Source organism: Mucilaginibacter aquaedulcis, from assembly GCF_030409325.1.
GTDB classification, from domain to species: Bacteria; Bacteroidota; Bacteroidia; order Sphingobacteriales; family Sphingobacteriaceae; genus Mucilaginibacter; species Mucilaginibacter aquaedulcis.
Genome location: NZ_JAUFPR010000002.1, coordinates 1,415,215 through 1,427,855, shown reverse-complemented (window position 1 = coordinate 1,427,855; position 12,641 = coordinate 1,415,215). Strand labels below are relative to the sequence as shown.

At 41.1% G+C, this 12,641-nt stretch carries 5 protein-coding genes; all 5 read left to right on the top strand.

All coding sequences use genetic code 11. From position 1 onward, the window contains the following. Window positions 1-3 precede the first annotated feature (3 nt). The 5 genes from QWZ01_RS10340 to QWZ01_RS10320 all read left to right on the top strand — a co-directional run bounded on the left by QWZ01_RS10340 (window position 4) and on the right by QWZ01_RS10320 (window position 12,609). The gene (locus QWZ01_RS10340; RefSeq protein WP_290323239.1) at window positions 4-2,187 is read left to right on the top strand and encodes a hypothetical protein; all 2,184 of its coding nucleotides are present in this window, start codon (window positions 4-6) and stop codon (window positions 2,185-2,187) included. A 1-nt stretch (window position 2,188) separates the two neighbouring features. Continuing rightward, on the top strand, window positions 2,189-4,933 hold the full coding sequence (locus tag QWZ01_RS10335) for a hypothetical protein (RefSeq protein WP_290323238.1): 2,745 nt from the start codon (window positions 2,189-2,191) through the stop codon (window positions 4,931-4,933). Between the two features lie 24 nt (window positions 4,934-4,957). Beyond that, window positions 4,958-5,341: a hypothetical protein gene (locus tag QWZ01_RS10330; protein ID WP_290323237.1), complete on the top strand. Its 384-nt coding sequence runs from the start codon at window positions 4,958-4,960 to the stop codon at window positions 5,339-5,341. Between the two features lie 195 nt (window positions 5,342-5,536). Next, on the top strand, window positions 5,537-6,187 hold the full coding sequence (locus QWZ01_RS10325; RefSeq protein WP_290323236.1) for a hypothetical protein: 651 nt from the start codon (window positions 5,537-5,539) through the stop codon (window positions 6,185-6,187). 113 nt (window positions 6,188-6,300) lie between these two features. Continuing rightward, window positions 6,301-12,609 carry a hypothetical protein gene (locus QWZ01_RS10320; protein WP_290323235.1) on the top strand — a complete coding sequence of 2,103 codons (6,309 nt, stop codon included), beginning with the start codon at window positions 6,301-6,303 and terminating at the stop codon, window positions 12,607-12,609. Window positions 12,610-12,641: the final 32 nt, after the last annotated feature.

Sequence of the window (12,641 nt, the reverse complement as noted above, 5' to 3'; positions counted from 1 at the left end):
AAGATGGCAGCCAGTTCCTCCAATTTTATTTCACTGTTTGCGCCGCAATCGCATTTCTTTACTGATCCGGCGGTCGTTACCCAATCAGCTGTGCAGGCTTTCGGGCCTGCGTCGCCCAACATTTTTCATACAACCAGTAGTTTCAACATAACTGCTGACGCACTGGCTTTTGCCATTTGCTCCGGCGTAGTATCAGTACAACCACAAACCGGAAATAACAACCTTGTCAATTTAATTTTACGCCCTTTTAAACAACCGATTATAGGCATCAATATTAAATATTTTATTTATCGGGGTCTGAAGAAGGTTGATTTTTTCAACGGCGACAAAGTAATACAACCCAGAGCAGGTACATCTGATTTTGTTAACAGGATCAATACCGCATTCGATTCGTACTATGCTGCAAATCCTAAATTGATTAAACCCGATTTTTTAGCCAAATTCATTGGCTTTGATCCGGTTAATCAGCCAGACAATTCGCCGATATCCGATTTGTTTTTCAAACAGTCGGAATATGTCACCAACAATGGTAATTCAACCGAAACAACGCAAACATCATTTGAATTACCGATGATGCCTGCAGGAGCATCTTTAGGCCGTTTTGCTGTGGGAGAGTGCGGACTGGATATTGTTTTGAATTATGGCGATTACCAGTTACCTGCATCAAACGATCAGTTTGTTTTTGACCTGGCCTATGCCCGGGATAATGATTATTCAATCGACCTGACCCAAATAACAGATGCTTTCCAAAGAAAACTGACGAAAGAACAGATTTTTCAGTTTCTGGATGTTGCTGCTTATTTTGGTTTTCACTGCACTGATCAGGGAACGGTTACGGTCAACAACAACGGAACAAAAGTAAAAAAGACAGGACAGGCCATTTACACAGATGTCATTCAAAATTTTCAGACCAGGAACAACCTGTACCTGTATATCCAAAGCGACCGCACCCGTTCCTATAACTTTTATGAAAACTATGGCATGAGCGATACTGACGATCACTCTTTGTTATGGGGATACACTGAAACCTCACTTTCTCCTTCCATTTACAGTAGCAACGGCTGGCCATTAATAATAGACAATGCCGCTCAGTCCCATAATGAAACGAGCAACCGCATTTATTTGCAGCTGGTTACCGACAACAACGTTAACACGATGCTTTATGGGCAGATCGGCCGGATTGAGAATGCGCAGAGCAATAATTTTTGCGGTGCAGATAGTCTTAAATCAACGGGAGGCAGCACCAGTGTATCGCAAAATCTTACCAGGACCATTATTCTGACCAATCCTAACACCGGTTCAGATGGGGCAAAGTTGAATATTGCGTCATTCAATATACTGATATATCAGGGCGTTGTTTATGATTACATTTCTGCGCAGGTAACAGACGCTCAGGCGGTAACAACCAATACATTCGCACAACCCGCTTTATTTGATGATATTTTTGATTTGATCAATGCCAGACCTTTGTTCAAGACAGATCAGGATGCACAGTATTCATCCTTTACTTCGCAAAAATTAAAGCTGATCAATCATTACTATGATAATACCCAATATGGGATTTCAGCGGTTCAAACTTCTATAGTAAACGACACTATCGATACAGGAGATACAACCAACCCTAGAATGAGCAGGGTGACTTACATAACTGACTCTATCGATATTTTGAATAATGTAGTAGCCAATGCTGGGAGAATTACGGCAGATACCAAGTCCTCCCCATCAGTATCAGCGTCTATAACAGGAAGTAAAACATACCAATTACCTAATCCCTTTTATTTTGATATAAAAACTTTTACGGAGAGTTCACAAAACATTGTAGGGATAAAGCTACTATCAACGGAGCGAGTAGTGCCTTCCAAAGTACTTTTGGGAATAACGAAGAATGAAAATGATCAACTGAAAAATTTGATTATTACGGCTGGATTGATTAATTCAAGCTTGTTCTTAATTAATTTATATGAAGACGGCAGTGCGTTAGTTTCTACAGAAAACATTTTGTATCAAAAATATTATGCAGGAGTAGTTGGTGAAACCCTTGCCGGTGAGCTAAAATTAGCAATAACTGACAACAGCATAATTATCTACTCATTAGACAAAACCTGTTACTTTTCTAAAGGCTACTCAGATTTTATCAAAGATACCCCTATAACAACATTATTTTTAGATCTCGAAATTTCTATATAATATGACAGATGCAGCAATTTTTATTGATTTTAAAGTCAGGAAACTAACAAGTGTATCCGAAGTTTTATTTCAAAATAAAACCGGGTTCGTAACAGGGTTTGTTTTCGATAACATCAAATATTCTCATATTTATTCAGGTGATTTTCGACCAGAAGACATTGATAAGAAATATGCTACGGCTGGATTTTACGATCAAGCCAAATTTCTACAGTATTTAGCTAAAAAGATCAAATTAAAAGAATTGCCCGCAGCTAAATTAAGTGAAGATCGTATCCCACTCGCTGTTGACGGGGACACAGTAATTGTTCAAAAGTTAAGGTCTAAGTCGCCTTATACTGATTTTTGTAAAGTAGATAAATATACTTGGGATTTTATTGGAACTGAAAAAATCCTGGATGATGACTTAGGTACTATTTTACTTCCTGCAAGAACAGTTAATGTAGTTCCCCCGATAGATATTCTTTTAAATCCCAATGCTAAAGATTTCTATGCGAATAATATTCATCTTATCACAGATAGTAGTTTTCAAGAAGATAAAGATACAGGAGCTTATTTAATATCTTTAATCGCCTTACAAATACACAGAATAAACAAAGACATCTTTCCAATATTAAATACAGATGCTGATCTAAGTTTATATATAACTAATCAAAATTTTGAATGGACAAATGGTAATCTATTTATCAATGCAACTCTACAATCTTTCCAAGAATATCTCGATGACTTGACGGCATTTTATAATAGTGCTTTTGCCAATCAAGTTATAATTTCAAGTCCTGTTAATGAAAAAATCGAAAATAGGCTGTACTGGTTGGGTTATGTTTTACCAATAAATGGCTTAAAAATTATCCCCGTATACAATAAGATTTTAATATTAAAGCTTATCGCGGCAGGAACAATTTTAGGTGAAATAAGTGGTGTAATCCCCAATATAATAAATGAAGAAGAATATGTTATCAAAATAGTTCAGTCTATTGATTCTACACAAGCCAGCGAATTTTTAGCAGGTTTGACAAATTTCTCTATTATCGATGACACTAAAGACATTTCATTATTTCAAGCCTTATATGACAAAGTTAATGATAGAGGGATTGGAGCTGAAAATTTAAAGATCTTGATTAACGAGTTATATAAGATTTGGCTATTGAGCACCTATAATCCATACAATTTGGATGGAACCGTGAAAGACAACCTAATAAACTCATCAAATTATACATCAAAAGCGGTTAGTCTAAACTACGAGTCTGAAAAAGTTTTTTGGATATTTAACTTAACCAACTATAACTTTTATTTCAATAAAAATAAGATTGATGTAATCTACCCACGAGATGAGCCTGACGGCGAATTATTACAAACCTACGATTACTTTGTAGGAAGTTATGATTTGTATCAAACGCTAACAATAACCAATAGCCATACAGATACTAATGAAAGTAATTTTATATCTGTTTTAATAGATGGTCAATCAAATGCTGCTTTGCCAATTTTTTATCTTAAATACTTGGACGACAAGAAAGAGACAGAAAATTTGGTAACTACAATGAAAATTACATTCGATTTAGTATTACTATTTTCCGGAATTGGTAACCTGGGTAAATTGGCGCATCTAAGGGAACTCAATGCATTGGGAAGAGTTATATTAGGCTTGGATACAATTGTTGAAGGACAGACCTTAATAGCATATGAATTAGCGCAGGGAATTGGTGCCGTAATTCAAATTGGTAGCTCCGTGGCAAGTATCATAGTAGATTATTTCATTAATTATCAATCAAGATATTGCGATGTAAACAGTCCTAAGTTTAGCCGTGCTGATTGTGAATTCTATACAAAATTCCATGATATACTTTTAGTATTGCAACTTTTCTCGGGAGCTTTAGACGTCGCAACATCCGTACAATTACGAAAAGCTTCTCAAAATATGTTAGCAGGTCCAATCCCAAATGATTTTCATCCGGACGCGCTTGCTATTTTGCAAAAATTTGCGGGCGATGTGGCAGAATTGACCGAAATTTTCAGAGTAAAACTTTTTCAAAAGTTTGGTAATAACGACTCGGCCATTTGGCAGAAACTAAATGACATCCCGGGAAGTTCCATAACACCCTTACCAGCAGGAAACAGGGCAGACTTTATTTACGATTTTTCGAACGCAGATAGTCAAACATTTGACGCTTTAAATGCGAATAATGGAGAATTAATCGATTTTTGGAACCAGGTATCACGTAATAAAGCGTCGAGAGTCAATTTTAAATTTCTCTTGAATTTCAAATATGCACTTCAGCCTGTGGTTATCGAAAAATTAAAAGGTATCGTTGAAATAAATGGAGAATGGATGGGAGGTCATTTAGGTTCTGTTTTATTTGACACGACAAAACCTATTTATGGAGAATTAGATCCAGCTGCAAACGTTTTAACCAAGTCATATGGGGGCCAAATTATCTACAAGCAGATAAGAAAAAGCCCATATTTAAAAATGATTTCAGGAAATATCACAAAAACTAAAGCTTCATGGCACACTTGGGCAGACGGCCTGACGGAATCTGAATTTGCTGAAGAAGTAGCTTATGCCATCACAAAGGCTAAGAAAGGGGCAGAAAACCTAAACAAAGCTGGCGCTCGCTTAACTCGATACAAATCTTCATTTAGTGATGGTTGTCCAGTAACGTTAGTTCGTGAAGACCCTTATTTAATTGGAGATGATCCTTATGATAACCATCTTTCGGCAGTATTAATTAATCCAGAGTTTTAATTCGAACAAACAACACCTAACATTATGAATACAAGCATTTTAAACAAATACGACATTGAATTCAGAATCGTCTCTGACTCGGATGGAGATAAAACCTTAGATGTTTCTCAAAAGATACCAACTGATCTTAATTATTTTATCAGTTCTTATTTTCTGGCAATGTCTCCTGAAATATTTCTGGAAGATATCTTACCTGAGATTAACAAAGCTCTCAATGGACAACCATTTAATAAAGAAGGAGGTGGCTTTATGACATTTTTAACCATTGGTACATCGATATCAAGCTTTAAAAGCTCGAATGCATTAGCCGGGACAGCAACAATCCCAACACAGGATATAAGAGATGTTATTCAGGCCTGGTGCGATTGGATTACAGATAACAATTTGGAAAAATATCTTGGGTCATAGAGCTTGCTAATGCAGGTTTTATTCCGGCAAGATTTGCCGATAGGAAATTCTTTGTTTTACCAAAGTATGGTTGATGCCTGTGAACCTTACACTGGATTTAAAACAACAAGTAAAGGACCCAAAATTACCTTTGCTATTTTAAAAAAAGGTGGTAAGTATGATAATTTACCCGAATACAAATTAAAATTCTAAACTATGAGCACTCAGATTAAATATACAAACATCTTCGGAAACCCAATTACTGCCCAGCAGCAGAGTACCCTACTCGATTTCAAAAAAATGACTTTCCTTTCAAATGACATCAAAACTATTGAAATATTTGAACAGGTGGGCGATATTAGTTATAAATCAGTTAAATATTTTATCGATGCAACTGAGAATAAACAAGATATAATCCAGAAATACGTTGATCCTAGTACCAACTCCAATCTCGTGATTTTCTCAAATAGAATACAGGCAAACGGTTTCGATTTATGGGACTGGGAGAGCTATGAAAGATCTTCCGAAATTTACTTTAAAGGAAAAGAGGTATTTGATGGTCAACTACGGACTGTATTTGTTTGCTCATTCAATAAATCCACAAACGCCTTACTACCTGGTAGTCAAAAATATTACCACGGAAATCAATTTGTAAGCCCAACCGAAGATTTGTTGTTAGAATTCATCTATGATGCCAATGGAAATGTTGATTTAGTATTCGATTCAAATGAGAACTATGGATATATCGAGGGTATATCTTTAGCCACGTTCTTAGATGATGCCAATCTCTCGCAAGATGTTTTTCCATGGGACGAACATCCATATTATCACTCCGTGTTACCTTATTTGCCGTTTGGTAATTTATAGGAACCTGGCCAAATAATACAGCATGGGCAATCAGAATCTTCGCTTGACTGCGATAAGACGGGGATTCCGTTGCCAATTTTTAACATCATATAACCGACCACACAAATCTAATCATGGCGACATCAACATCTATAACACAAAGATATTATCCCCAATTGTCCGAATTGATAACCGTGGATGACCTGCCGGAATTCTTACATTTCGCCGAAACCGGGTTGGATGATTTATTAAATAAAATCCATTACAAAAACCTGCAATATTCTAAAAGCCATCGGGGCGACAGCGCTTTTTACAGCATGGACATTGTGACCAATAATATTGGTATTGACCTACCATTAGGGCTTCGTTTTGTACTTAACCCGGATCTTGAGGGTGACAGCACAATATCGTCCTTTCCGATATCGCTGCAATATCAATGGGGAGTGCTGGCCTTTTTAAGATCATTTAACCCGCAAAGCTTTTCATTTGATCCTGAAGGCTTTTTTAACCTCGGCCTGCAAATATTTAAAGTTTCAGACGCACAGGTAATCGCCCATTCGCTGAACTATTTTGTAAATCCTGTAGATACAAATGTTTCGGTATACCAGCAGTTAATTGATGACATCAATGCATTTCGCCCCACTGCCGGCATAATTTTACCGGCAAACCAACTGCCTTCGGTTGAGCTGATAGCCACGCTGATCAACACGAGTCCCAATATCACGGAAAGTATCCCGGCTTTGATTTTCAACCTGTATATTTTCAATGCGGATATCGCTGTTAGCCAGGACCGCCTACAGCAATTTTACAATCTCCTAGTTCCGGGTGGTATTGAAGAGTATATCAGCAGTTTAATCAAACCGAGGGTAAAAGCAACCTTAACGCTTTCAGCCGGACTGGAGTTCCCGACTGAAATTTTACAGCCTGTAAATCCGGATGGTTCGGTCATCGCTGATACCAAAACTATTTTCCGGTTTGCCGAAGCTACTTTTTTCGCTGATTCCGAAACCGGTATTGGCTCAGAACTGGAATTATCCGGATCCCTTTACCCGCAGTTGTCACGCATCGGTAAGACTCCGCTGCTTATCGGCTTTACCAATGCCAAGCTTGATTTAAGTCGCACTACCAATATCCCCGAAGCGGATGCTGCCGGCTACCCTGTTGACTTCATGGGGTTGTATGTGCAACACGCCACCATCGGTTTCAGTAATTTCGGTACAGAAAGTCCGGGTAAACCTGCTCCCGCCATTGTTGCGGATGATCTGCTGATTGGTACGGGAGGGATTAACGGTACCATATCATTGCAGACGGGCGGACAAATAAACCGTGATTTCGGTTTGTTTGCAGCAGAGCTGGACAAGTTCTCCCTTACCTTTAAACATAACCATATCACCAACTGCGATATCAGCGGTAAACTTACGCTGCCCCGCTTCACAACGAATGGGCAACCGTCGGTAGTTGATATCCAGGCTCATATCGGCAATGGCGGCGACTTTGTTATTACGGCCCTGCCGAGCAATAATTTTCCGCCGATAGAATTTCCTGGTGTTTTCACCTTCAATGTCCGCAGCCTGAGCGTAGGGGATAAAAACGGTCGCTTTTTTATGGCCGTTACCGGAAAGCTTGACTTTATAGCAGACATTCCGGGCCTTGGACGGGTGTTGCCCAAAAACATAGAAATAAGAAAACTGGTGATCTGGGACAACGGCGACATTGAATTTGACACCGGTTCCGTGACACTGCCTATCGCTTTCACCCTGAATGCAGGTCCGGTAAACATGGAGGTGAGCAATATCACAATAGGCCCGTATACCAGGTCTGTCAATAATATCAGCCGCCGCTACCTGTTTTTTGGGTTCGAGGGCATGACCAATCTCGGTATTGGCGGCGTTGGCCTAAGTGGAGACGGGATCAAATATTATTTTACCATCGACGACGATGGAATAGACAGGAAATTTGATTCGTTTATCAGTATCGATGGCATCGGTATAGACCTGAGTATCCCGTCCAATGATCCGTCGATCATTATAAAAGGCCACCTCCGGGCTCATAACCCGGATACTGCCGCAACAACCTCGAGCGCAGGTACGGAATACTCGGGTACGGTATCCGTGACCATTCCCAAACTTGACCTTAATGGCAGTGCGGGCATGCGCTTAACACCAAGTATCCCATCTTTTGTGGTAGACATTGGCTTGGAACTGGGCACACCGTTGCCGTTAGGGGCTACTGGGCTGGGCATCTACGGTTTCCGAGGACTAATCGCTGAACATTATCTCCCGGACAAACAGGCAGTCGATCTGCCCGAATCTGCCAGCTGGTGGGATTATTATAAAGTAAAAAGCAAAGATACCAAACAGGAAGGTATCGAGATCGATAAATTCGCCAACAAACCCGGGGTAGCGCTGGGAGCGGGCATCTCTATCGCCACGGAGTTTGATTCAGGCACTGTGTTTTCCAGCAAGTTGTTTGTAATGCTTGGTTTACCGGATGTGTTCCTGCTCCAGGGACAGGCTGCTATCCTCGCTTCCCGGATAGGGTTGAACGACCATGTCGACCCACCGTTCAGCGCCTTTATCGCCATTGATGATAGCTCCTTTCGGGGAAATCTTTCCGTCAATTATAAATTGCCTTCAAGCGGTTCTTTAACAGGGGCAATTTTTAAATTGCAGGGTACGCTGGATATGGCCTTCTTCTTTAACAATGCCTCCGGCTGGTACCTCAATATCGGTAAAGACCAGCCTGAAAGTGCAAGGGTAAGGGCCAGCGTGCTGAATTTATTTGAAGGTTATGCCTACCTGATGATCTCCTCTCAAGGCTTTAAGGCAGGGGCAGGGGTGAGCTACAGCTTCAATAAACATATCGGGCCGGTAAGTGTAAACTTAAACGCATCCCTGGAAATGGGTACCTTTGTTTCCTTTAAGCCCATCCAAACCGGTGGTTTCATCCGCGCAACAGGGGAAGCTTATCTTAAATTTTTCTGGCTGAAACTCGGTGTCGGCATAGGAATTACCCTGGCGGTGGAGGCGCCGCATCCGTTCAATATCAGCGGAAAATTTGAAATCAGACTGCATGTCATTTTCCATACATTTAACCTTTCCCTACCGTTCAGCTGGCACTTTAATGATGATCGGGGCCCGCTGCTGCAGCCTCAGCCAATATTGGAATTACCGGATCCGGCAAAACAATATTCGCCCGCCGTTGCCGTGAACATCCTGTCTAATGAAACATTTCCGCTTAATTATGTTACGCATAATCTCGGTAATGGGGAATCCATACCTGCTCCTGGATCGGGTCAGTGGGCCCACAATTTCAATGACACTGGAGACGCGAAGCAGGTAACTATACCCCTGGACAGTTTTATTGATATTGAATTATTAAAACCAGTTAAACCCGGCACAGTGCTGCTTGGTGGGGCAAACAACCAACTTCCGGCGGGTTACAGCGAACTTATCCCGCCTGTCAAAGGTCTTAGTAATCAAGTAAATCATGAATACACACTGACCGGCCTGGATATTTACGCGTGGAATGACACCGGAAACGGATCCTGGGTTCCTTATCATATTTATGAAGCGGTAACAGCCATTGTCCAGGAAAACACCGGTGAAGGTGCGATAGACTTAAGCAAGCTGGTGCAGGGCTACTGGCAATTTACAGAGCCGAATAAATATAACAAAATCCGTTTATTGTCCCAGCACATGTTCAGCTACGCACACAATTCTGAAACCGTGCTTACCGGCCTCGACGCTAAAAACTTTGTCAGAAAAGATATATTTTGCTATGAATCCATTTTAAAAGAAATTGATACCAACTGGAAATCGGAAGCCCTGGATACTGTATACCCCAAAAACAGTAGTTTAACATTAAATGGTGTTACCTTCAATTTTGTCGACATTCAGGGAGCAGTAAAAACCAATACTGGTTACGGGGATAAAAGCCTGTATATAGAGAGTACTGGCGGTAGCATCCTGATCGGACTTCCTGCGCCGGTAACTGTTTTTACACTTGACTTCGGGCCCAACCAGCACGATATCAGTATTACCCCGTTGACGACAGTCTACACCCCGGGTGATTATGGACAATCCGTAGCTCAGGAAAAACACTTACCTCCGCTGTATTTTACCAGAAACCAGCAAAATCAGAGTATCCAGTACAAAGACATCAATCAGCCGGTGATCGGGATTCTTATTCATATCACATCAACCATTTTGCCAGACTTCGACGGGGACCTTGTTATTGGCGGACATTTACAGTTGCCGTCTGAGTATCTCTCTCAAGGTACACCGCAGATTTATCATGAAGTTGAAGCCAACAAGGCTATGCAATCTGTAACCTTGTTTCAAAAAGCATTTGACGAACAGGAAGTTCAAAGTCGGCAGAATGGAGACCTGCAGGATGCTGTTGGGCATTGGTCAATGGATTCTACCGCCGACACATTAAATCATAATAAAGGCCTGATTGGCGGGAGCCCCGATCTGATTCCCGGTTTTTACAGTGGTGACTCCTCCGGCGTACTGAAACTGCATCCCATTTATGCATTTACGGCTAATAATGATGCCCTTATTGTTCCATTCAATGCGTCACTAAAGGTTGAGACTGCAAATTTCGCTGTAGAACTAACCGCCGTATTTGACCCGTTTTCGGCAGGTGTAAGTACCCTGTTTTATAAAGTGAAAACCGATCCGTTAACCGGCTATAAGAAAGGATTTGCCATTCATTTGTACCGGGAAGCAGCCCCCAAAGGCGTTACCTATACAAATCAGGCATCTGTGCCGGGCTTTGATGTCTGGTTTACCTGTTACGAAGGGATTAGCCATTCTGGCATTAAAGCAAGCGGTAAATATACGGTAGATGCTTCTAGTTCTGCATTAACAACAATGCAGTACAAACAGATTTTAGTATCTGTAGACCGTACCAACGCGACGGTTGATATTTTCATCGACAAAATAAATACGGCAAGTGTGCCCATTATGCAGGAGTTGGCGTTAATTGACTTCTTACCTAAAAAGACCTACCTGAACCAGTTAAGTTATCTGACTCAGAGCCTTCAAAAAAGACAGACAGACAATCCTATCGAACAAGACCAACTGATAACTGATCTGGAAATACTCAACAATAACCTGAATAAAACGATTCAGCCAGTCTGGCGCCCGAATACCACTTTTGCCATAGTTGTTAAATCTACTGATGTGGTTGACCAGAATTCGGCCGGCGCGGTTACCCAGTCCCAGGTATTCGGATTTAAGACCGCGGGCCCCGTTGGACACTTTCAGCAACAGAGCGCGGTTTATGAAGCCTTGGAAAAACAGGATCGTACTGCCGAGTTCAAGCTGGCTGATCTGAAAAGTTATGTTGATTATGAACGCTCTTTCCCCGATGCGCTGGGTAGGTACGAACTAAGTAAACCGGTATTTTATCATAATCCCGAAATCAGCTTGTTTTTTCTTAAACCATACATCAATGCCATGTACGCCAACTGGGACACCTATAATGGTCTGCCAGCCATTCAAAGCAGCCTGGAAGTGCAGTTGCTTGACCTTTCCGGCAAAGTATTGAGCCCGCAACTGGTTTGGACACAATTACCCGATGTTGTTATTGACAAAAACAATTACAAAATCCTTCCGCTTGACCAACAGATACTTTTCCTGATGGGTGAAGCCGCGTCGGAGGATCAATGCAACCCGCGTCCTCTTGATCTTAAAAGAAGAACCAAACAGGGCTTATACCAATTTCCCGACCTTGAACCAAATAAAGTATATACTGCCGTTTTTAATGCAATTTACCAACCGTCGGGCCAAACGCAACAAAAAAACGAGGTACATCGCTTCAGTCTGAAATCTTCTAGGTTTGCCAGTTTTCAGAGCCAGGCATCCAGTTTCATACTTTCGCCGACCGACGGACCGGGCCAATTCGCCTTATATACACATGATGTTTCCCTGGGTACAGATACGATAATCAATGTCCTATTTCCGCTGCTTGATGATGACACATCAAATGACCCGGCTTTAGTCATGAGCTATGCCGTGAAATTCGACAGGTTGGTGTTTGGCGGCTTACAACTGAAAAATCTAAGCGCCGCCGAAAACAGTACGATTACTCTGATCAGAAATATCAATCCTACCGATGCAAACGAGAAAAGGTTACTGGGTATTTTAATCACAAACCCCGAACCTTTTAACGATCCTAAACTACCGGCCGAGCTGCTGGCCGATACGCTTAAGCTAACGTTAAAACGAACGGACGGTACAATCATCAGCTCTGATCAGTTCATTTATGTCCATTCCCGTGATACCTCGTCAGTCTTCATTACGAATAAAGGGATGGACCTGCCATCGGGAGACATTCAGCTCAGCTTCCGGTATAAAATATTCAACGGGAACGACTATCAGACTGATCACGACGATTACAACAGTCCGGAAATCGCCATTACCTCGTATTTATAAAGGACAACCTGTTTACAGTTATCATTTAACTT

Excerpts from the sequence above, each read along its gene's own strand:
- QWZ01_RS10340 (WP_290323239.1), top strand. The coding sequence starts at position 4 with ATGGCAGCCAGTTCCTCCAATTTTATTTCACTGTTTGCGCCGCAATCG.
- QWZ01_RS10335 (WP_290323238.1), top strand. The coding sequence starts at position 2,189 with ATGACAGATGCAGCAATTTTTATTGATTTTAAAGTCAGGAAACTAACA.
- QWZ01_RS10330 (WP_290323237.1), top strand. The coding sequence starts at position 4,958 with ATGAATACAAGCATTTTAAACAAATACGACATTGAATTCAGAATCGTC.
- QWZ01_RS10325 (WP_290323236.1), top strand. The coding sequence starts at position 5,537 with ATGAGCACTCAGATTAAATATACAAACATCTTCGGAAACCCAATTACT.
- QWZ01_RS10320 (WP_290323235.1), top strand. The coding sequence starts at position 6,301 with ATGGCGACATCAACATCTATAACACAAAGATATTATCCCCAATTGTCC.